Source organism: Rathayibacter sp. AY1B6, from assembly GCF_002932755.1.
Classification (GTDB): Bacteria; Actinomycetota; Actinomycetes; order Actinomycetales; family Microbacteriaceae; genus Rathayibacter.
Genome location: NZ_PSWL01000001.1, coordinates 1 through 19,713 on the forward strand (window position 1 = coordinate 1; position 19,713 = coordinate 19,713).

Here is a 19,713-nt window from a genome sequence, read left to right on the forward strand (position 1 = left end):
GTACCTCCTCGACGGTGGGGGAGCGGCGGATGAGGGCGCTGCCCTCGTCGCGCGCGCCCCGCGCCTCGAGGTAGCCGCGCAGGCCCTGGCCCCGCCCCTCCCCCTCGTCGAGGACGCGATCGAGCACGACTCCCCGGCGGAGGTCCGGCCCACCTGGCGCGGCTGGATCCACGCCGGCCTCTTCCCGGTCGCGATCGTCGCCGGAGTGGTGCTGATCGTGGTCGCGGAGGGGACCGCTGCGAAGTGGGCGGCCGCGGTGTTCGCGACCACGTCGCTCCTGCTCTTCGGCAACTCCGCGCTGTACCACCGCTTCGATTGGAAGCCGCGGACGAAGATGATCCTCAAGCGGATCGACCACGCCAACATCTTCCTGCTGATCGCCGGCACCTACACGCCGCTGGCCGTGCTCGCCCTGCCGCCCGCGCAGGGCACCCTCCTGCTGGTCCTGGTCTGGGCGGGGGCGCTGCTCGGGATCGGCTTCCGCGTCTTCTGGATCGGCGCGCCGCGCTGGCTCTACGTGCCGCTCTACCTCCTGCTGGGCTGGGCGGCCGTGATGTACCTCGGCCCGCTCTTCGAGGCCAGCGCGATCATGATGGTGCTCGTCCTCGTCGGCGGGCTCTGCTACTCCGCGGGCGCCGTGATCTACGGCATCAAGAAGCCGAACCCGGTCCCGGGCGTCTTCGGCTTCCACGAGATCTTCCACGCGCTCACGGCCGTGGCGTTCCTCTGCCACTGGACGGCGGCGCTGATCGTCTCGCTCCACCCCGCCTACAACGCGTAGCGGGACCCGAGTCCGCCGCGGCGGGCCGGGCTCAGCTCCCGCTGCGCTCCGCCTCCTCGGCGTCGAGCCGCTCCTTCACCTGCGCGGTGTAGGTGGTGCGCCGCACGCGTCGGACCATGTCGAGCGCGAGGAGGACGGCGGCGAGGGCGATCACGAGCATCGTGACGAAGCCGAAGAGGCCCGGCGTGACCGTGTCCTCGTTGAACTCGGGACCCGGGGTCGGCACCGTCGTGGAGGCGAGGACGACGGCCCGCTGGGCGCCCTCGAGCAGCCCGGCGATCACGCGCGCACCTCGTCGGCGACGACGACGCCGGAGCCGTCGGGCTCCGGGGAGACCGGGGCCTCCCCCGAGGTCTCGGGGGAGGGAGCGATCGGCGGGACGACCGCGGTCGGGCCCGGGGCGAGCTCGGCCAGGTCCAGACCGGCGAAGAGATCGGTCTCGGGCGTCGGCGCGTCGACCCGGCTCTCGACGAGCTGGAAGTCGTCGGTCGGCCAGGCGGCGTCGATCGCCTCGTGCGGGAGGAAGAAGAAGGCGTTGTCCGGAGCGACCTGGCTGGCGTGCGCGAGCAGGGCCGCATCGCGCCGGTCGTGGAAGCCGGAGATCACGACGCGCGTGGTCGCGAGGTACGGGGTGTCCTCGTTCCAGCGCTTCATCTCCTCGAAGACCGACAGGCGCGGGTCCTCCGGGTCGATCGAGCGCAGGTGCTCGGCGATCGCCCGCAGCTTCTGGCCGCTGAAGACGCGGTCGTAGTACAGCTTCGAGATCGACCACGGAGCGCCCGTGCCCCGGTACTCCTCGGCGAGGCCCGCCGCGCGGTACGCCTCGACGGCGACCTGGTGGGCGCGGATGTGGTCGGGGTGCGGGTAGCCGCCGTTCTCGTCGTAGCTGATGATCACGTGCGGCCGGAACCGGCGGACGAGGCGCACGAGCGGAGCGGCGGCCGTGGCGAGCGGCAGGCCCGCGAACGAGGCGGCGTCGACCTTCCCGTCCTCGGGCATCCCGGAGTCCACGAAGCCGAGCCAGGCGTGCTCGACGCCGAGCGCCTCGCGGGCGGCGGCCATCTCGTACCGGCGGAGGCCGCCGATGTCGCGCTCGGCGTGCGCGCGGGCCTCGAGGCCCTCGTTCAGCACGGAGCCGGCCTCGCCTCCGGTGCAGGAGACCACCATGACCTCGGCGCCTCGCGAGGCGTAGGCGGCCAGCGTCGCCGCGCCCTTGCTCGACTCGTCGTCCGGATGGGCGTGCACGGCGAGGAGGCGCGGAGTGTCCCGCACCTCCGAATCGACGGAGACCTCGACGGCCTGGGACACGATCGCTCGATTCCTCGGGGTTTAATGGGCTCGGCGCTCCCGTCCGCGAAGGACGCGCGCCACCCGTCCAGAGTAGACGCATCACCCAGGGAGTTCCGTGGCCGCCCGCACGTCCGAGAGCGTCGAGGGAGCCGCCGCGCCCGCGCTCGATCCGGACACGGTCCGCGCCGCCGGACCGCTCGCCACCCGCTACGGCCGCACGACGCGCACCCGCCGCGGCAACCGCTGGCTCTTCGGCGGCGTCGCGCTCGCCTTCGTCGCCGTCTTCGCCGCCTGGGTGATCTGGGCCGGACTCGACGGAGCGCGCGGCGGAGTGGACGTCCAGGACACCGCGCACCAGGTCGTCGACGACCGCACCGTCACCGTCTCCTTCGACCTCACCGCGCCCGTCGGCCGCGAGGTCGCCTGCGCGGTCCAGGCCCTCAACGAGCAGTCCGCGGTCGTCGGCTGGCTGGTCGTGGAGTACCCCGCCTCGACGGAGCGCTTCCGCTCGTACACGGAGACGGTCCGCACCACCGAGCTGGCGAACACAGGTTTGATCTCCTCCTGCTGGCTCCCGTAGGCTTGCCCGAAGCCCTGACGGACTCGTCGGGGCCTCGCCATTCCCACCGCCGCCTGACGCCGGCCGTCCCCACCGCCGGACGCGGACACCTCCGCACGGTGCTGCCGGGCGCCGCGAGCGCGGCCCGCAGAGCAGGAGCCCACCATGGCCGACCAGTCACAGGTGACCTGGATGACCCAGGAGTCGTACGACCGTCTCGAGGCGGAGCTCACCGAGCTGTCCACCAACGGACGCGAGGAGATCGCCAAGCGCATCGAGGTCGCCCGCGAGGAGGGCGACCTGAAGGAGAACGGCGGCTACCACGCCGCGAAGGACGAGCAGGGCAAGATCGAGGCCCGCATCCGCCAGCTGACCTCCCTCCTCCGCGAGGCCGAGATCGGCACGCCCCCCGAGAGCCACGGAGTCGTCGAGGCCGGCACCATCATCACCGCCGAGATCGCCGGCGACGAGTCCCGCTTCCTCCTCGGCAACCGCGAGATGGCCGGCGAGAGCGACCTCGACGTCTACAGCCCCCAGAGCCCCCTCGGCTCGGCGATCATGGGCCTGAACGTCGGCGACACCGCCCGCTTCACGGCACCCAACGGGCGGGAGATCGAGGTCCGCGTCGCCAACGTCGAGACCTGGTCCGGCCACTGATCGCACGTCGCGGTGTTCTCCGCGGCGTTGTCGTCGGGCGCGATACCGCCGGTATCGCTTCCTCCTCCGCCTTGCGGAGAACACCGCGACGCACGATCAGCCCTCTCTGAACGGGAGCGGGGCGCCGGCTCCGCGCCGACGACGTCGGGCACGACACCGCCGGTATCGGCTTCCTCCTCCGCCTGAGGGAGTTCGCCGCGACGCACGCTCAGCCTCTCCGAGCAGAGGACGCCGGCCTCACGCGGGGACCGCGGACGCGGCGCCCGCGAGCGGTCAGTTGCGGGAGATGCGGGGGGCGTAGCCGGCGTCGGTGAGGACCTGGATGACGCGGTCGGCGTGCTCGGGGCCGCGGGTCTCGACGCTGATCTCGATCTCCACCTCGCTGATCTGCAGGCCCCGGCCGTGCCGGGTGTGCAGCACCTCGACCACGTTGGCGTTCGCCTCCGAGATGAGCTCCGCGATGCGCGACAGCTGCCCCGGACGATCCGGCAGCCCGATGCTCATCTTGAGGTAGCGCTCCGACGCGGCCAGGCCCCGGCTGATCACCCGCTCCATCATCAGCGGATCGATGTTTCCGCCCGAGAGGATCACCGCGGTCGCTCCGGCGTCGCGGATCTTCCCGGTCAGGATGGCCGCGATGCCCACCGCGCCCGCCGGCTCCACCACGAGCTTCGCCCGCTCCAGCAGCACCAGCAGAGCCCGGGCGATGTCGTCGTCCTCCACGGTGACGACCTCGTCCACCATCTCGCGGATGATCGCGAAGTTCAGCTGCCCCGGCTTCGCCACCGCGATGCCGTCGGCGATCGTCGGGGAGATCGTGATCGCGGTCGGCTCGCCGCTCGCGAGCGAGAGCGGATACGGTGCCGCATTCGCCGCCTGCACGCCGATGACGCGGAGCGTGCGCCCCTCCTCGGCCGCCTTCTGCTTGGCCGCGGACGCGACTCCGGCGATGAGGCCGCCTCCGCCGATGGGCACCACGATGGTCTCGACGGCGGGGGCCTGCTCGAGGATCTCGAGACCGACCGTGCCCTGACCGGTGATCACGTCGGGGTGGTCGTAGGGCGGCACGAAGACCGCGCCGGTGCGCTCGGCGAACTCCGCCGCCGCGGCGAGCGCCTCGTTGAAGATGTGGCCGCTCAGCACCACGTCCGCTCCGTAGTCGCGGGTGGCTGCGAGCTTGGGCAGCGCGACGCCGATCGGCATGAAGATCGTGGCCTTGATCCCCAGCTCCCGCGCCGCGTAGGCGACGCCCTGCGCGTGGTTGCCGGCCGAGGCCGCCACGACACCGCGGGCCCGCTCCTCCGGGGTGAGCCGCGACATCCGGAACACCGCTCCGCGGATCTTGTAGGAGCCGGTGCGCTGGAGGTTCTCGCACTTGAGGAACACGGGCGAGCCGAGGACCTGCGCGAGGAAGGTGCTCGTCTCCATGGGGGTGGCGGCGATGACGGGGGCGAGGACGGCGCGGGCCGCCTCGTACTCGTGGAGGGCGGGTCCGACGACGCGGCTAGTCTGCATGCTCTGCGGCAACTCTCTCGGGGGTTCGGGTCGGCGAGCGCCAGGCTCCGCTCGCCACGTACTTGACCATGACGTTGAGCGTGGCCACGACGGGCACCGCGAAGAAGGCTCCGGCGATGCCGCCGATGATCGAGCCTCCGGCCACCGCGAGCACGACGGCCAGCGGGTGGACCTTGACCGCCGATCCCATGATCAGCGGCTGCAGGATGTGGCCCTCGAGCTGCTGCACCGCCAGGACGACGATCAGCAGGAAGAGAGCGATCAGCGGCCCGTTGTAGACCAGCGCGATGAAGACGGCCAGCGCTCCCGTCACCACGGCGCCGATGACGGGCACGAAGGAGCCGAGGAAGACCAGCACGCCGATCGGGATCGCGAGCGGGACGCCGAGGAGGAAGGAGCCGAGGCCGATGCCGACCGCGTCGACGAACGCGACCAGGATCTGCACCTTCACGAAGTTCGTGAGCGTCACCCACCCGGCGCGACCGGCACCGTCGACGGCTCCGCGGGCGCGGCGCGGGAAGAGGCGGACGACCCAGCTCCAGATGTTCGGCCCGTCGATGAGGATGAACAGCGTCGAGAAGAGGGTGAGCAGCACGCCGGTCAGCAGGTGGCCGACGGTCGAGCCCACGCTGAGCGCCCCGCTGACCACCATCCCCGAGTCCTGCTGCAGGGCCGTGAGCGCCTGCTGCGCGTACTGGTTGATGTCGGTCTCGGTGAGGTGGAGCGGCGACTCGAGGAGGAAGGCCTTGAAGTCGTCGTAGGACTGCACGGTCTGCCGGCTGAGGTCGTCGAAGCCGGAGTAGACCTGGGTGACGACGAGGAACAGGAGCCCGCCGATCACCACGACGATCCCCAGCTCCGCCAGGACGACGGCGGCCCACTTGGGCCAGCGGTGCCGCTGGAGGAAGCTCGAGAACGGCACGAGCAGAGCGGCGATCACGATCGCGAGCAGGAGCGGGATGACGATCAGCCGCAGCTCGATGACGAGCAGCACGAGCACCGCGAGCGCCGCGACCACGACGAGGACGCGCCAGGCCCAGGCGCCCGCGATGCGCATCCCGTCGCTCACGAAGGCCGAATCGGCGACGGGAGCGGGCCGGGAGGGAGTGGCCGGGGCGACGGGCGCGACGGGCTGGACGGCGCGCGGGCCGGAGGTGCGGCGGGACCTGCCGAGTCTCATCTGCCCAGACTAGGCCCCGGCGCATACCCCGCGCGGTATCCCCGGGGAGCGCTCATGCGGCGGCGCCGACCGCCGCCTGCTCCGGTGCCGGGCCGACCGCGACCGGGCGCCGCGCGGGCAGCACGCCGACCCGCTCCCCCGGCTCGAGGCGGTGCCCCGACGTGTGCTGGACGGTGACCTCCTCACCCGTCGACAGCCGGACGGTCGAGCGCCGCACCGGACCCAGGAAGCTCGAGGCGAGGACGACTCCGGGCAGGGAGTCGGGAGCGCCGTCGGCCACGACGGCGAGATCCTCGGGGCGGAGGAACACCGATACGGGCCCGTCCGCCGCCGCCGCGTCGACGAGCGGCAGGCGCACGCCGAGCGCGAGGACCGATCCCGACGAGACCGTCCCCGCGACCACGGTCGAGAGGCCGACGAAGCGGGCCGTGAAAGCGGTCGCCGGGCGCGCGTAGAGGTCCTCCGGTGCGCCCAGCTGCTCGATCCGCCCGGCGTTCATCACGGCGACGCGGTCGGCGACGGCGAGCGCCTCCTCCTGGTCGTGCGTGACGAAGAACGTGGTGATGCCGATCTCGGACTGCAGGCGCTTGATCTCGTCGCGCAGCTGGACGCGGACCTTCGCGTCCAGGGCCGACAGGGGCTCGTCCAGCAGCAGCACCCGCGGCCGCGTGACGAGGGCGCGCGCGAGCGCCACCCGCTGCTGCTGGCCGCCGGAGAGCTCGTGCGCGTAGCGGTCGCCGAGGGCGCCGAGGCCCACGACCTCCAGCGCCTTTCCCGCGGCCGTTCGGCGCTCGCGCGCCCCGACTCCGCGGGTGCGCAGCCCGAACTCGACGTTCTCGCGCGCCCGCAGGTGCGGGAAGAGCGAGTACGACTGGAAGACCATGCCCATGTCGCGCTTCGCGACGGGGACGTGGGCGACGTCCTCCTCGTCGACGAGGATCCGCCCCGCGTCGATCCGCTCGAGACCGCTGAGGGCCCGCAGTGCCGTGGTCTTGCCGCAGCCGGAGGGGCCCAGCAGCGCGATGAACTCGCCCGGGGCCACGTCGAACGAGACGCCGTCGAGCGCCCGCGCGGAGCCGTAGTGCCGCTCCACGTCGACGAAGCGCACGCGGGCGCCGGGGAGGGTGGGAGCGGTCACGAGGAGCCTTTCCAGGAGCGCGCCCGGCCCGTCGGCAGGCCGATCCGCGCGAGGCGGCCGATCCCGAGCAGGAGGGCGAAGGCGAAGAGGAGGGAGAGCAGCAAGAAGATCACGGCCACGTAGGCGTCGGACTTCGACACCTGCACCAGGCCGGTCTGGAGGGTGGTGCGACTGAGGAGCGAGGCGATCGTGTACTCGCCGAGGACGACCGCGACGGTGATCAGCGCCGCCGCGACCAGGCCCCGGCGCAGGTTCGGCAGGAGGACCCTCCCGAGCACCGCGAGCGGGCCCGCGCCGAGCGAGCGGGCCGCCTCCGAGAGCGTCACGGCGTCGAGCCCGGCGAGGTCCGCCGCCACAGCGCGGTAGGCGTAGGGCAGGACCAGCACCCCGTAGGCGAGAGCGAGCGTCCACGGCGCGGAGCCGGCGACCCGGGTGACGACGGAGTAGACCGGCGCGAGGCCGACGACGAGGACGATGGCGGGCACGGTCAGCGGGAGCAGGCAGACCAGCTCCAGAGCCCGGCGCAGGCGCGGGAGCCGGATCTCGACGAGCAGCATCGTCGGCACCAGCAGGACCAGGACGATGAGGGCGGTGACGACGGCGAGGACCAGCGAGTTGCCGATCCCCTGGAACAGCGAGCGGTAGGCGCGCTCGTTCTCCGGGTCGAGGATCCCCGTCCAGTGCGAGAGGTCGTGGCCGCCGGCGCCGCGGAGCGTGAACTCCGCCATCGCGACGATCGGGACGGCGAAGACGAGCCCGGTGATCACGAGCACCGCCCCGGACAGGAGCCGCGCGGGCCTCATCGCTGCCACCGCCGGGCTCGGCGCTGCAGCAGCGCGTACCCGGACATCAGGACCACCATCACCGCGAGCATCCCGAGCGCGAGGGCGCCCGCGAGGTTCTCGCGGCCCAGCACCGTCTCGCTGACCAGCGCGGCGCGGATCTGCAGCGGCACGATCTGCGCGCCCTGGCTGATCAGCGCCGCCGCCGTGGCGAAGGACGAGAACGCGTTCGCGAACAGCAGCAGCACGCAGCCGAGGAACGACGGCGCGAGCACCGGGACGGCCACGTGCCGCCAGTAGCCGAGCCGGCCCCCGCCGAGCACCGCGTTGGCCTCGGCCCACTCCGGACGCAGGCCCTCGAGCGCGGGCAGGAACGTGAGCACCATCAGGGGCACCTGGAAGTAGAGGTAGGGCAGGACGAGCCCGGGCAGCTGGTAGAGCCACACGCCGTCGGCATAGAGGTCGACGCCCGCTCCGGCGAGGAGAGTGGTCACCAGTCCCTGCACGCCGATCGTCGCGATGAACGCGAACGCGAGCATCACGCCGCCGAACTGCGCGAGGACGCTCGCCGCCGCATCGACGACGGTCCGGAGCGCCCCGCGCGGATCGGAGCCGAGCAGCGCCAGGCACACGACCGCGCCCAGCACCGCGCCGACGACGGCGGTGACGGCCGAGAGCCCGAGCGACGCGCCGAAGGCGGACACCACGACGGGATCCGCGAGGGCCAGCACATTCGCCGTGGTGAAGCGGCCGTCTCCGTCCGCGAATCCGGTCGCCACCGAGAGGACCGTGGGAACGGCCAGGAACAGCAGGACGTAGAGCGCGAAGGGGGCGACGCCCAGCACGGCCGGGGTGCCGCGCCGTCCCCGGGGCGCGGACGCCCCGGAGACGGCCTCGGTGGGAGCGGTGGTCACTGGATCGCCGCGGCCCACTTCTCGGCGAGGAGCGACGAGGCCGCCTCGGTCTGCTCCTCCGTGAACTGGACGAGGTCGGAGGGAGCGGCGCCGACGGCGTCGAGCGCGTCCTGGTCGACCGTGCCGGCCTCGGTCATCGCGGCCAGGCGCACCGGGTAGGCGCCGGCGGCGAGGTAGAGGTTCTGCGCGGCGTCGGAGTAGAGGTACTCCTGCCAGAGCCGCGCGGCCGCGGGGTGCGGAGCGTCGGCGTTGACCGCCTGGTTGTAGTAGCTGCCGACGGCGGAGCCGGCGAGGACGGTCGTGGTCCACTCGCGGGTGCCCTCGTTCGCCTTCCCGGCGGCGAGGTTGTTGTAGCTCCAGTCGAAGACGACCGGGGTCTCGCCCGAGGCGATGGTCGCGTCGGTCGGGTCCAGCGGCAGGAAGTTGCCGGCGTCGTTCAGCTTCTCGAAGAAGTCGATCCCCGCCTGGACGTCGTCGGCGGAGCCCCCGGACTGGAGGGCCGCGAGCTGCACCGCGGCCGCGGCGGCTCCCGCCTGGGTCGGGTCGCCGTTGATCGCGACCGAGCCGCGGTAGTCGGCGCCGAGGAGGTCCTCGAGCGACGTGGGCGCGGGCACCGCGTCCGCGTCGAATCCGATCGACATCAGGCCGGTGTAGTCGTTGACCCAGAGGCCCGACTCCTCCTTGTTCCCCTCGGGGATGTCGTCCCACGACTCGACCTTGTACGGCGCGAACATGTCCGTGTTCGCCAGCGCGACGGCCGGCCCCAGGTCGAACACGTCGGGAGCGGTGTCCTGCCCGGCGAGGTTCTCGGCCGTGCTGATCTCCTCCGCGGAGGAGACGTCGGGGTCGGCGGAGTTCACGGTGATGCCGTACTCGTCCTCGAAGCCGCTGATCAGCTCGCCGTAGTTCGCCCAGGTGTCGGGCAGGGCGATGACGTTGAGCTCGCCCTCGGCCTTCGCGGCCTCGACCAGGGCGTCCAGCCCGCCGAGGTCCGCGGCGGACAAGGCGGACGCGGCGTCCGCGCCGCCGCCGTCGGACGAGGCGGTGGCGCCGCCGGAGCAGGCCGAGAGCGTGAAGACGAGGGCGGTGCCGGCGGCGGCGACCGCGGCGGTGCGCGACAGGCGCTGAATGGTCAAGGGTCCTCCAGGAGTCGGGTGGGCCGCCCCGGTGGGACGGCCTCGGGCACGGTAGGAGCGCCGCGAGTCGGCGAGGGAGCGCGGCGGTGAATGCCGGGAAAACGCCGGGGGCCGAATCGGGGACGGCGGTGTCGGGGGCGTTCGCTAGCGTGGGCGGACCATGACCGAGCAGCTCTCCCCCGCGCTGGCGCGCCGCATCGCCCTGGCGGCGCAGGGGTTCGGCGTCCCCCGGCCCTCCTGGGTCGACGCGCGCCGGGTGCGCGCCGCCGTGGACCGGATCCGCCCGCTCCAGCTCGACTCGGTGAACGTCTTCGAGCGGAGCCACTACCTGCCGCTGCTCGCGCGGCTCGGCCCCTACGACCGCTCCCTCCTCGACGCCGCGGCCTTCTCCCCGGACGGCCCCTACGTCGAGTACTGGGCCCATGAGGCCGCCCTCGTCCGCCGCGAGGACCTCCCGCTCTACCGCTGGCGGATGGAGCACTACCGCCGGGTCCGCCTGCCCGAGCACGAGGGCTGGGCCCACGAGAACCGCGCCACCCTCGACTGGCTCCGCGCTGCGCTCGCCGACGGTCCCCTCCGGGCCTCCGAGATCGAGCACGAGGCCAACGTCCGCACGGGCCCCTGGTGGGGCTGGTCCGACATCAAGCGCGGCCTCGAGGTCCTGTTCCGCTGGGGCGAGGTGGTGACGGCGGGGCGCACGCGCTTCGAGCGCTCCTACGGGCTCGCCGAGCGGCTCCTCCCGCGCGAGGTGCTGGACGCCGAGGTGCCCCTCCCCGACGCCGTCCGCGAGCTCGTGCGCAGGGCGGCGCGGGCCCACGGGATCGGCACCCTCGGCGATCTGGCCGACTACCACCGGCTGCTCCGGTCCCCCACCCGCGTCGCGATCGACGAGCTGGTCGAGGCGGGCGAGCTCGAGCCCGTCGAGGTGCGCGGCTGGGAGCGGGGCGGGAGGCCGGTGCCGCTCTGGCGCCACGTCGACTCCCGTCGTCCCCGCACGCTCCGGGCGGACGCACTCCTCTCGCCGTTCGACCCCGTGGTCTGGCACCGCCCGAGGGCGGAGCTGTTCTTCGGCTTCCACTACCGGATCGAGATCTACACCCCGGCCGAGCAGCGGGTCCACGGCTACTACGTCCTCCCCGTGCTCCTCGACGACGTGATCGCCGCCCGGGTCGACCTCAAGAGCGAGCGCAAGCGCCGAGTCCTCCTCGTGCAGGCCGCCTGGCTCGAGCCGGGGGCTCCGTCCGGCACGCCGGAGCGGCTCGCCGCACTGCTGGTCGAGGCGGCGGGCTGGCAGGGCCTCGACGCCATCGAGGTCGTCGGCCGCGGCGACCTCGCGGCAGCCCTCGCCGTCGCGCTGAGGAGGACCGCGTGAGCGCGCCCGGCGGCGTCCTGGCGCTCGCGCTCTCGGAGCGCTGCGTCGCCCATCTGCTCGAGCGCGGGACCGTCGTCGGGGTCGGCACGGGCGAGCTCGCCCACGCGGCCGGGGTCTCCCTCCGGACCTTCCACCGGTACCTCGGCAGCAAGGAGGACTGCGTGCGCCCGGTGCTCGCCGCCGCGATCGCGGCGATGGGACGCGCCCTCCTCGAGCGTCCGCCCGCCGAGCCGCTCAACGCGGCGCTCGGCCACGCCTTCGCCGCGGCGGCCTCCGGTCCCCAGCTCGACCGCACGCTCCGACTCATCCCCCTGCTCACCGAGACGTCGGCGATGCGCGCCGTCTGGGCCCAGTCCCTGCACGACGGCGAGGAGGCGCTGACGCCGTTCCTCGCGGAGCGGATGGGGCTCGGCCGCACCTCCCGGCACCGGGCGGCCGTGCTGGCCACCGTCGTCCTCGCCCTGGTCCGGCGAGCGCTGGTCGACGTGGCCGCGAGCGGCACCGACCCGGCGCCGGTCTTCGCCGAGTACCTGACGACCGTCGACGGCGGACCGCTCGCGGCTCCGACCGGCTGACGTCCCGTCCGGCGCGGTGACACGTGCACCGCGGCCCCGAGGCGTGATCCGGGCGGGGCGGCGATCGACGACGGGGCGGCTGCCGGAGGGGCCCGCTAGAAGCGCGAGCCCATCTCGGAGAGGCGGGCGACGCGGTCCGCGATCGGAGGGTGGGTCGCGAAGAGGCGCGCGACCACTCCCGGCTTCGACGGGTCGGCGATCCACAAGTGCGCCATCGAGCTGTTCTGCCGCTGCATCGGGCGTCCCGCGGACTCGAGCTTGAGGAGGGCGCGGGCGAGGGCGTCGGGGTGGCGGGTCGTCAGCGCGCTCGTGGCATCGGCGAGGTACTCGCGCTGACGGGAGATCGAGAGCTGCACGACCGAGGCGACGATCGGCGCGAGGACCATCGACACCAGCCCGACGATCAGGAGCGCCGGGTTGCCCCCGCCGTTGCCGTTGCCGCTCCGCCCGAAGAAGGCCAGGCGGAGGAAGGCGTCCGAGAGGAAGCCCACCGCGACGACGAGACCGAACACGATCATCGAGACGCGGATGTCGTAGTTGCGGACGTGGCCCAGCTCGTGGGCCATCACGCCCTCCAGCTCGGCGTCGTCCATGATCGCGAGCAGGCCGGTCGTCGCGGCGACGACGGCGTGCTCGGGGTCGCGGCCGGTCGCGAACGCGTTCGGCGCCGGGTCGTCGATCAGGTAGACCTGCGGCATCGGGGTGCCCGTCGCGATCGAGAGGTTCTCGACGACCAGGTACAGCCTCGGCTCGTCCGCCTTCTCCACCGGAACGCCGCCGCTGAGCGCGACCGCCTGGCGAGCGGCGAAGAAGTACTGGAAGAACGCGTAGGCGGCGGCGATCACGAGCACCACCACGACGATCGTCGTGCTGCGGTAGACCGCTGCCGCCAGGGCGCCCAGGCCGCCGATGACCGCCAGGAAGAGGACGAGGATCAGGATCGTGTTGCGCTTGTTGCGGGCGATGGCGCTGTACACGGCGGCTGCCTAGAACTGGACGCGGGGGGGCTCCGAGATCGCGGCGAGATCGCCGACCTCGAAGAACTCGCGCTCCGAGAACCCGAGCCGGCGCGAGAAGAGCGTGTTCGGGAAGACCTTCACCTTGGTGTTCATCTCGCGCACGCCGCCGTTGTAGAAGCGCCGGGCCGACTGGATCTTGTCCTCGGTGTCGACCAGCTCGCCCTGCAGCTGGAGGAAGTTCTGGCTCGCCTGCAGCTGCGGGTACGCCTCCGCGACCGCGAAGATCGACTTCAGCGCACTCTGCATGTGGTCCTCGGCGACCGACGCCTCCGCCGGGCCCTGGGCCTGCAGCGTCTCAGCGCGCGCCTGCGTCACCGACTCGAAGACCTGCCGCTCGTGCGAGGCGTAGCCCTTCACGGAGTCGATCACGTTGGGGATCAGGTCCGCGCGGCGCTTCAGCTGGACGGTGATGTCGCTCCACGCCTCGTCCACGCGGACGTTGAGGGTGACCAGCGAGTTGTACGTCGCCCAGAGGTACACCCCGAGGATGACGACGAGCGCGACGACGACGATGAGCGGGACGAGCCATTCCATGCCGACCAGTGTAGGGACGGAGCGCTCCCCGGCACCTGTCGATGAGGCGCATTCGCAGGGGCGGGTCGGGCCTACTTGAGGGTCTTCTGCAGCAGGACGGTGCTGAGCCAGCGCTCGAACTTGAAGCCGACCCGGCCCATGCGGCCGACCTCGACGAATCCGAACTGCGCGTGCATCGCCAGCGAGGCCTCCGCGCCCTTGTCGGCGATGACGGCCATGATCTGCCGGATCCCCACCGCCTTCGCGCGCTCGAGGAGCTCGGTCATCAGCGCGCGGCCGAGGCCCTTCCCGGTGGAGGCCGCCCGCAGGTAGATCGAGTTCTCCACGGTGAAGCGGTAGGCGCGCTTGGACGACCACGGCGACACCATCGCGTATCCGAGGATCTGGCCCGACGGCGAGACGGCGACGATGAAGGGCAGCCCGAGCTTCTGATTGCGGGAGAACTTCGTCCGCCACTCCTTCAGCGTCGAATCGTCCTCGTCGAAGGTCACCACCGTGTTGCGCACGTAGTGGTTGTAGATCTCGCGGATGTCCGGCAGGTCGGCGTCGCGGGCGTCGCGGATCTCGAACGAGAAGCCGGGCTCGGGAGGCGGCGCCTTCCGCAGGTGCGGCGGCAGGACGCGCCGGCTCTCGTACTCTTCCTCAAGCATCCGGCTCCCCTTCGGCTCCGCCCATCGATCCGGGCCAGCGTAGCCGCCCCAGGGGCGAGCGCCCGGTCACGCGAGAGCGCTCCAGTCGACCGGCTCCGCGCCGCGCTCCTCCAGGAGGGCGTTCGCGCGGCTGAACGGCCGGGAGCCGAAGAAGCCCCGCGAGGCCGACAGCGGGCTGGGGTGCGCGCTCTCGATCACTCCGGCCTCCCCCAGCATCGGGCGGAGCGACGCGGCGTCGCGGCCCCAGAGGATCGCGACGAGAGGCGAGTCCCGCGCGGCCAGGGTGCGGATCGCGTGCTCGGTGACCGCCTCCCAGCCCTTGCCGCGGTGCGAGGCGGGAGAACCGGGGGCGACCGTGAGGACCCGGTTCAGCAGCATCACGCCGCTCGACGTCCAGCCGCTGAGGTCGCCGTGCTCGGGCGGCTCGACGCCGAGGTCGTCGCGGAGCTCGCGGTGGATGTTCTGCAGGCTCCTCGGCAGCGGGCGCACGTGGCGCTCGACAGCGAAGGACAGCCCGATCGGGTGCCCGGGCGTCGGGTACGGGTCCTGTCCGACGATGAGGACGCGCACGTCCGCGAGCGGGGCGGCGAAGGCGCGGAGCACGTCGCGGCCCGCGGGGAGGTAGGGCCGGCCGGCCGCGACCTCGCTGCGGAGGAAGTCGCCCATCGCGGCGATGTCCCCGGCGACCGGGGCGAGCGCCTCCGCCCAGCCCCGGTCGATCAGTCCCGAGGCGGCGAGCTCCGCGAGGTCCACCGGGTCAGCTCGCCGCGAGCGTCGCGACGACGACTCCGGCGTCGCTCCCGCTCACGCGCCACACCGAGCCGGCGCCGCCGACGCGGAGCGCGCCGGTGCCGACGATCAGCACGGTGGACTCGTCGAGCGCGACGCCGCCGTCGACCAGGCCCGCCTCGACGGCGGCGACCAGGCGGCCGAGGGTGCCCCACTGAGCGGCGTGCACGTCGACCGTCACGTCGATGAGGCCGATGCCCTCGAGCACCGTGACCTCGTCGAGCTCCTCCGCCGCGCCCTCCGGGACGACGGCGACGCCGCCGATCCGGTGGCCGCCGACGAGGGCGCGGTCGGCCGCGACGGCGGCTCCCGCCGAGTAGCCGGCGTACGGCACACCGGAGGAGACGAGGTCGCGCAGGCGCGGGAAGGAGGCCTCGAGTGCGTCGCGGTAGGCCGGCGTCAGCCCTCCGCCGACGAAGACCCCGTCGACGTCGTCGAAGACCGCGGGATCGATCCGGCCGCCCTCCGGCTTCATCACCGCGAACGCGTCGAGTGGGCCGACCGTCGCGAGCAGTGCCGCGTAGCCGGCGTAGGCCTCGGGGCCGAGCCCGTCGTGGACGACGACGATCGCGATGCGCGGGCCCTCGATCCGGCCGGCGTCGACGGCGTGGGCGCGCGCCTCCGCGAGGAACGCCCCGTACAGCTGCTGGTCGTGCTCGACTCCGCCTCCGCCGCCGATCAGGTGGACGCTCACTCGTCGTCCTCGGCGAGGGCTCCGTCCACCGGGGGCAGGGCCGACCAGGGGAAGACGATCCAGCGCGGGGTGCGGCGCCAGAAGAAATCGGGTTCGAGGACCGTGCGCGGCTTCGTGTAGAGGGTCACGGTGCGCACCTCGGCGCCCATCGCACGGATGAGCTTCACCGAGAGGGCGAGGGTGTGGCCGGAGTCGGAGACGTCGTCGACCAGGAGGATGCGCTTGCCGCGCACCGACGCCTCGTCGAGCAGCGGCGGCAGCACCACGGGCTCCGCCAGGCGCGCCTCGACGCCGGTGTAGAACTCGACGTTCAGCGCCCCGCAGCTCTTGATGCCGAGCGCGTAGGCCACGGCGCCCGCGAGCAGGAGACCGCCGCGCGCGATGGCGACGACCAGCTCCGGCCGGTAGCCCGACGCGACCACGTCGTCGGCCAGGTGCCGTGCGGCGTCGCCGAACTCGAGCCAGCCGAGCACCTCCTTCTCCGTGGCGGCGAGGAGGGCGGCGGAGTCGTCGGCGTCGGAAACCATGAGGGACAGGCTAGGCCGTCGCGGGCCTCCGCGTCACATCGGTCGGGTGCGCGGCGCCAGGGGCCCCTTCGCGACCTTGTGCGGGGCCGCCTGCGCGACCGGCTTGATGGTCACCAGGTCGAGGTTGACGTGCGCGGGGAGCTCCACCGAGGAGACGATCGCGGCGGCGACGTCCTCCGCGACCAGCGGGTCGGGGACCTCGGCGTAGACCGCGTCGGCGCGGTCCCGGTCGCCGCCGAAGCGGACCAGCGAGAACTCGTCCGTGTGCACCATCCCCGGCGCGATCTCGATCACGCGGATCGGCTCGCCGGCCAGCTCGAGCCGCAGCACGGCGACGAGCGCGTGCGCGGCGTGCTTGGCGGCGTTGTACCCGCCTCCGCCCTCGTAGGCGACGTGGCCGGCGATCGAGGTGACCGTCACGATGTCCGCGGAGGTCCCGCTCCCCCGGATCCCGGCGCGCAGCAGCGGGAGCAGCGCGCTGGTCACCAGCTTCACCGAGAGCACGTTGATCTCGAACATGCGGCGCCAGTCCTCGGGGTCGGACTTCTCGACCGAGTCGAGTCCGAGCGCGCCGCCCGCGTTGTTCACGAGCGCGTGCACGGGCCCGGAGGAGGCGAGGTGGTCGCGCAGCGCATCGACCTGGGCGGCGTCGGTGAGGTCGGCGGCGAAGTACCCGGCGCCGGTCTCGGCGGCGAGCGCCTCCAGCCGGTCGCGCCGGCGCGCGACGGCGACGACCTCCCAGCCGTGCTCGCGGAACAGGCGGACCGTGGCCGCCCCGATCCCTGAACTCGCTCCTGTCACGACAACGCGTCGATCCACGCCCGTCCCCTTCCGTCAAGCCTCGGACACCGTCGACGCCGTCGTCGCAGCCCAACGCTAGTCTGGCCGCGTGCCGCCCGCCGACCCGGTTCCCGCGACCGCCGGGACAGCCGTTGCCCCGAAGCGCCGCGTGCCCCTCTGGGACAACGCGCGCTTCGTCTGCGTGACCCTCGTCGTGATCGGGCACGGCGTCCAGCGGCTCACGGCCAACTCCGACACCTCGCTCATCGTCTACCTGACGATCTACGCCTTCCACATGCCGGCGTTCGCGATCATCTCGGGCTACTTCTCCAAGAGCGGCGCACCGAGTGCGCGCGCGATGCGGCGGGTGCTGACCGACATCCTCCTGCCCTACCTGATCATGGAGACGATCTGGACCCTGGTGCAGTTCCTGGTCGAGGGCAAGCAGGAGTTCAACCCCACGAAGCCGAGCTGGACGCTGTGGTTCCTGCTCGCGCTGGGGATCTTCCGCCTCGTCCTCCCCTACCTGGCACTGCTGCGCTGGCCGCTGCTGATCAGCGTGGTGCTCGCGGTCGGGGTCAGCTACTACGACAACATCGACTCGACCTTCTCGCTCGCCCGCGCGATCGGGATCCTGCCCTTCTTCGTGTTCGGCTGGCGCCTGCGCGGCTTCGCCCCCGGCGGCCGCTCCGCCGTCGACCGCTGGCTCGCCCAGCCGCCGTCGCGGGTGCTCCTCGCCCGGATCCTCGCCGTCGTCCTCTTCGCGGTCACGGCGGTCGTCATGACTGTCAACATCGAGGCGTTCCGCGCGGCGGACCTGCGCTACTGGTTCTTCTACGACCGCCCCTACGACGCCCTCGGCGAGACCCAGTGGTGGGCCGGACTGGTGCGGCTGGCCCTGATGGCGGGGGCGGTCGTGCTCTCGCTCGCGCTGTTCGCGCTGGTGCCGCGCCGCCGCACCGCGCTCACGGCCTGGGGGCAGTCGACGATGTACGTCTACCTCCTCCACAGCTTCGTCCTCTATCCGCTGCGCGAGTCCGGGATCCTCTCGCGGACGGAGAGCACGCTCGCCCTCGTGCTGATGATCGTGTTCTGCATCGCGGTCTCGGTCGCGCTCTCGCTGGGCTGGACCCGCACCGTCTTCCACCGGCTGGTCGAGCCCCGCGCAGCCTGGCTCTTCGCTCCGGCGGCCGATGAGAGGCCCCGGCGCCCGGACCGCGCCGACCCCACCGGCGCCAAGCGCGACCGGCAGCCCGAGCGGCGCTGACGGCCGTTACCCCGTGTGTCGGCGGTCCTGGCCGCCCGGCGGACCCCCGCGTACGCTCGTCGCGACGGAGAACGGCCCCGTCCCCGACCCCGACGATCCGATGGGAAGCACCATGACCGACTCCGAGAAGTGGCAGTTCGAGACCAAGCAGATCCACTCGGGAGCCGCGCCGGACCCGGTGACCAAGGCCCGCGCGACGCCGATCTACCAGACCACCTCCTACGTCTTCGACAACGCGGAGCACGCTCAGAACCTGTTCGCGCTGGCGGAGTTCGGGAACATCTACACCCGCATCCAGAACCCGACCCAGGCGGTCGTGGAGGAGCGGCTCACCGCCCTCGAGGGCGGCTCCGGCGCCCTGCTGCTCGCCTCGGGCCAGGCCGCCGAGACCGCGGCCGTGCTCAACATCGCCCAGGCCGGCGACCACATCGTCTCGTCGTCCTCGATCTACGGCGGCACCTACAACCTCTTCAAGTACACCCTCGCCAAGCTCGGCATCGAGACGACCTTCGTCGAGAACCAGGACGACCGCGAGGAGTGGCGCCGCGCCGTCCGCCCGAACACGAAGCTGTTCTTCGCCGAGACCGTCGGCAACCCCAAGATCAACATCCTCGACATCCGCACCGTGGCCGATGTCGCGCACGACGCGGGCGTGCCCCTGATCGTGGACAACACCATCGCGACGCCCTACCTCATCCGCCCCTTCGAGCACGGCGCGGACATCATCGTCCACTCGGCGACCAAGTTCCTCGGCGGCCACGGCACGGTCATCGGCGGCGCGATCGTCGACGGCGGGCGCTTCTCGTGGACGGCGAACGCCGAGCGCTTCCCCGGCCTCACCACGCCGGACGAGTCGTACCACGGCGCCGTCTACACCGCCGCGGTCGGCGACTCCCTCGCCTACATCATCAAGGCCCGCGTGCAGCTGCTGCGCGACCTCGGCGCCTCGATCGCCCCGGCGAGCGCCTGGCAGCTCATCCAGGGCATCGAGACCCTCTCGCTCCGGATCGAGCGCCATGTGCAGAACGCGCAGGAGATCGCGGAGTACCTCGAGAACCACTCCGACATCGCCTCGGTGAACTACTCGGGGCTGCCCACCTCGCCCTGGTACGCCGCGGCCAACCGCTACGCCCCGAAGGGCGTGGGCGCGGTGCTCTCGTTCGAGCTCAAGGGCGGAGTGGACGCCGGCCGGGCCTTCGTCGACTCGCTGGAGCTGTTCTCGCACCTGGCCAACATCGGCGACGTCCGCTCGCTGGTCATCCACCCGGCGTCGACCACCCACTCGCAGCTCTCGCCCGAGCAGCAGCTGACGGCCGGCGTCACTCCGGGCCTCGTGCGCCTGTCGGTGGGACTCGAGAACGTCGACGACCTCCGCGCCGACCTCGACCAGGCCCTCCGCGCCGCGCGCGCCGTCGTCGAGGCCTCCCGCGCGAACGCCTGAGGCCCCTCGCCGCCCTGACGGGGTCCCCGCCCGCGGGGATCGCGTCAGGGCGCTCCGCGCTCGGGCGGAGGAGCGCGGGAGCAGGGCGTAACAAACGGCTCCGCCCCGCGGCG

General features: G+C 72.7%; 22 protein-coding genes. 7 read left to right on the forward strand and 15 right to left on the reverse strand.

The window, feature by feature from the left end; genetic code table 11:
- The first annotated feature begins 85 nt into the window (after window positions 1-85).
- Window positions 86-781, forward strand: a complete 696-nt coding sequence (locus C5D08_RS00005; RefSeq protein WP_104275403.1) for a hemolysin III family protein — start codon at window positions 86-88, stop codon at window positions 779-781.
- 31 nt (window positions 782-812) lie between these two features.
- On the opposite strand, the gene C5D08_RS00010 is transcribed toward C5D08_RS00005, so the two are convergent.
- Both C5D08_RS00010 and mca read right to left on the reverse strand, forming a co-directional pair.
- A complete protein-coding gene (locus tag C5D08_RS00010) occupies window positions 813-1,064 on the reverse strand; it encodes a hypothetical protein (RefSeq protein WP_244248096.1) in 252 nt (83 codons plus the stop codon).
- Window positions 1,061-2,089, reverse strand: a complete 1,029-nt coding sequence (gene mca, locus C5D08_RS00015) for a mycothiol conjugate amidase Mca (protein WP_258067141.1) — start codon at window positions 2,087-2,089, stop codon at window positions 1,061-1,063. Before mca ends, C5D08_RS00010 begins: the two co-directional genes overlap by 4 nt.
- A 97-nt stretch (window positions 2,090-2,186) precedes the next feature.
- On the opposite strand from mca, the gene C5D08_RS00020 reads away from it, so the two are divergent.
- Entirely contained in the window at window positions 2,187-2,651 is a 465-nt protein-coding gene (locus tag C5D08_RS00020) for a DUF4307 domain-containing protein (protein ID WP_104275264.1), read from the forward strand.
- A 144-nt stretch (window positions 2,652-2,795) separates the two neighbouring features.
- A complete protein-coding gene (greA, locus tag C5D08_RS00025; RefSeq protein ID WP_104225519.1) occupies window positions 2,796-3,287 on the forward strand; it encodes a transcription elongation factor GreA in 492 nt (163 codons plus the stop codon).
- Between the two features lie 273 nt (window positions 3,288-3,560).
- On the opposite strand, the gene ilvA is transcribed toward greA, so the two are convergent.
- The 6 genes from ilvA to C5D08_RS00055 are packed head-to-tail and all read right to left on the reverse strand — an operon-like array spanning window position 3,561 to window position 9,952.
- Window positions 3,561-4,802: a threonine ammonia-lyase gene (ilvA, locus tag C5D08_RS00030; RefSeq protein ID WP_104275265.1), complete on the reverse strand. Its 1,242-nt coding sequence runs from the start codon at window positions 4,800-4,802 to the stop codon at window positions 3,561-3,563.
- Window positions 4,792-5,982, reverse strand: a complete 1,191-nt coding sequence (locus tag C5D08_RS00035) for an AI-2E family transporter (RefSeq protein ID WP_104275266.1) — start codon at window positions 5,980-5,982, stop codon at window positions 4,792-4,794. The genes ilvA and C5D08_RS00035 overlap by 11 nt, the downstream gene beginning before the upstream one ends.
- A gap of 52 nt (window positions 5,983-6,034) precedes the next feature.
- On the reverse strand, window positions 6,035-7,120 hold the full coding sequence (locus tag C5D08_RS00040) for an ABC transporter ATP-binding protein (protein WP_258067143.1): 1,086 nt from the start codon (window positions 7,118-7,120) through the stop codon (window positions 6,035-6,037).
- Window positions 7,117-7,923 (reverse strand): ABC transporter permease, encoded by an 807-nt coding sequence (locus C5D08_RS00045; protein WP_104275407.1) that lies wholly within the window; start codon window positions 7,921-7,923, stop codon window positions 7,117-7,119. The genes C5D08_RS00040 and C5D08_RS00045 overlap by 4 nt, the downstream gene beginning before the upstream one ends.
- A complete protein-coding gene (locus C5D08_RS00050) occupies window positions 7,920-8,816 on the reverse strand; it encodes an ABC transporter permease subunit (RefSeq protein ID WP_258067145.1) in 897 nt (298 codons plus the stop codon). Before C5D08_RS00050 ends, C5D08_RS00045 begins: the two co-directional genes overlap by 4 nt.
- Window positions 8,813-9,952, reverse strand: a complete 1,140-nt coding sequence (locus tag C5D08_RS00055; protein ID WP_104275268.1) for an ABC transporter substrate-binding protein — start codon at window positions 9,950-9,952, stop codon at window positions 8,813-8,815. The genes C5D08_RS00050 and C5D08_RS00055 overlap by 4 nt, the downstream gene beginning before the upstream one ends.
- 160 nt (window positions 9,953-10,112) lie before the next feature.
- Between C5D08_RS00055 and C5D08_RS00060 the strand changes: the two genes are divergently transcribed.
- Together C5D08_RS00060 and C5D08_RS00065 are read left to right on the forward strand one after the other, a co-directional pair.
- The gene (locus C5D08_RS00060) at window positions 10,113-11,324 is read left to right on the forward strand and encodes a winged helix-turn-helix domain-containing protein (RefSeq protein ID WP_104275269.1); all 1,212 of its coding nucleotides are present in this window, start codon (window positions 10,113-10,115) and stop codon (window positions 11,322-11,324) included.
- The gene (locus C5D08_RS00065) at window positions 11,321-11,899 is read left to right on the forward strand and encodes a TetR/AcrR family transcriptional regulator (protein WP_104275270.1); all 579 of its coding nucleotides are present in this window, start codon (window positions 11,321-11,323) and stop codon (window positions 11,897-11,899) included. The genes C5D08_RS00060 and C5D08_RS00065 overlap by 4 nt, the downstream gene beginning before the upstream one ends.
- Window positions 11,900-11,994: 95 nt before the next feature.
- Here the strand turns inward: C5D08_RS00065 and C5D08_RS00070 are convergent, their stop codons facing one another.
- From C5D08_RS00070 to C5D08_RS00100, 7 genes are all read right to left on the reverse strand, one after another.
- Window positions 11,995-12,876: a M48 family metallopeptidase gene (locus tag C5D08_RS00070; RefSeq protein ID WP_104275271.1), complete on the reverse strand. Its 882-nt coding sequence runs from the start codon at window positions 12,874-12,876 to the stop codon at window positions 11,995-11,997.
- A 9-nt stretch (window positions 12,877-12,885) separates the two neighbouring features.
- The gene (locus C5D08_RS00075; RefSeq protein WP_104225511.1) at window positions 12,886-13,452 is read right to left on the reverse strand and encodes a LemA family protein; all 567 of its coding nucleotides are present in this window, start codon (window positions 13,450-13,452) and stop codon (window positions 12,886-12,888) included.
- 71 nt (window positions 13,453-13,523) lie between these two features.
- Window positions 13,524-14,102 (reverse strand): GNAT family N-acetyltransferase, encoded by a 579-nt coding sequence (locus C5D08_RS00080; RefSeq protein ID WP_104275272.1) that lies wholly within the window; start codon window positions 14,100-14,102, stop codon window positions 13,524-13,526.
- Between the two features lie 66 nt (window positions 14,103-14,168).
- Window positions 14,169-14,855 (reverse strand): uracil-DNA glycosylase, encoded by a 687-nt coding sequence (locus C5D08_RS00085; protein ID WP_104275273.1) that lies wholly within the window; start codon window positions 14,853-14,855, stop codon window positions 14,169-14,171.
- A 4-nt stretch (window positions 14,856-14,859) separates the two neighbouring features.
- Complete coding sequence (locus C5D08_RS00090) at window positions 14,860-15,585, reverse strand: peptidase S51 (protein ID WP_104275274.1); 726 nt, start codon at window positions 15,583-15,585, stop codon at window positions 14,860-14,862.
- Entirely contained in the window at window positions 15,582-16,112 is a 531-nt protein-coding gene (locus C5D08_RS00095) for a phosphoribosyltransferase (RefSeq protein WP_104224441.1), read from the reverse strand. Before C5D08_RS00095 ends, C5D08_RS00090 begins: the two co-directional genes overlap by 4 nt.
- Window positions 16,113-16,145: 33 nt before the next feature.
- Window positions 16,146-16,931: an SDR family oxidoreductase gene (locus tag C5D08_RS00100; protein WP_258067147.1), complete on the reverse strand. Its 786-nt coding sequence runs from the start codon at window positions 16,929-16,931 to the stop codon at window positions 16,146-16,148.
- A gap of 130 nt (window positions 16,932-17,061) precedes the next feature.
- Here C5D08_RS00100 and C5D08_RS00105 point away from each other — a divergent pair, with 130 nt between their 5' ends.
- Together C5D08_RS00105 and C5D08_RS00110 are read left to right on the forward strand one after the other, a co-directional pair.
- Window positions 17,062-18,159, forward strand: a complete 1,098-nt coding sequence (locus tag C5D08_RS00105) for an acyltransferase family protein (RefSeq protein WP_104275276.1) — start codon at window positions 17,062-17,064, stop codon at window positions 18,157-18,159.
- Window positions 18,160-18,271: 112 nt separating this feature from the next.
- Complete coding sequence (locus tag C5D08_RS00110; RefSeq protein WP_104225507.1) at window positions 18,272-19,600, forward strand: bifunctional o-acetylhomoserine/o-acetylserine sulfhydrylase; 1,329 nt, start codon at window positions 18,272-18,274, stop codon at window positions 19,598-19,600.
- Window positions 19,601-19,713: the final 113 nt, after the last annotated feature.

Excerpts from the sequence above, each read along its gene's own strand:
- greA (WP_104225519.1), top strand. The coding sequence starts at position 2,796 with ATGGCCGACCAGTCACAGGTGACCTGGATGACCCAGGAGTCGTACGAC.
- ilvA (WP_104275265.1), bottom strand. The coding sequence starts at position 4,802 with ATGCAGACTAGCCGCGTCGTCGGACCCGCCCTCCACGAGTACGAGGCG.
- C5D08_RS00035 (WP_104275266.1), bottom strand. The coding sequence starts at position 5,982 with ATGAGACTCGGCAGGTCCCGCCGCACCTCCGGCCCGCGCGCCGTCCAG.
- C5D08_RS00045 (WP_104275407.1), bottom strand. The coding sequence starts at position 7,923 with ATGAGGCCCGCGCGGCTCCTGTCCGGGGCGGTGCTCGTGATCACCGGG.
- C5D08_RS00060 (WP_104275269.1), top strand. The coding sequence starts at position 10,113 with ATGACCGAGCAGCTCTCCCCCGCGCTGGCGCGCCGCATCGCCCTGGCG.
- C5D08_RS00075 (WP_104225511.1), bottom strand. The coding sequence starts at position 13,452 with ATGGAATGGCTCGTCCCGCTCATCGTCGTCGTCGCGCTCGTCGTCATC.
- C5D08_RS00080 (WP_104275272.1), bottom strand. The coding sequence starts at position 14,102 with ATGCTTGAGGAAGAGTACGAGAGCCGGCGCGTCCTGCCGCCGCACCTG.
- C5D08_RS00095 (WP_104224441.1), bottom strand. The coding sequence starts at position 16,112 with ATGGTTTCCGACGCCGACGACTCCGCCGCCCTCCTCGCCGCCACGGAG.
- C5D08_RS00110 (WP_104225507.1), top strand. The coding sequence starts at position 18,272 with ATGACCGACTCCGAGAAGTGGCAGTTCGAGACCAAGCAGATCCACTCG.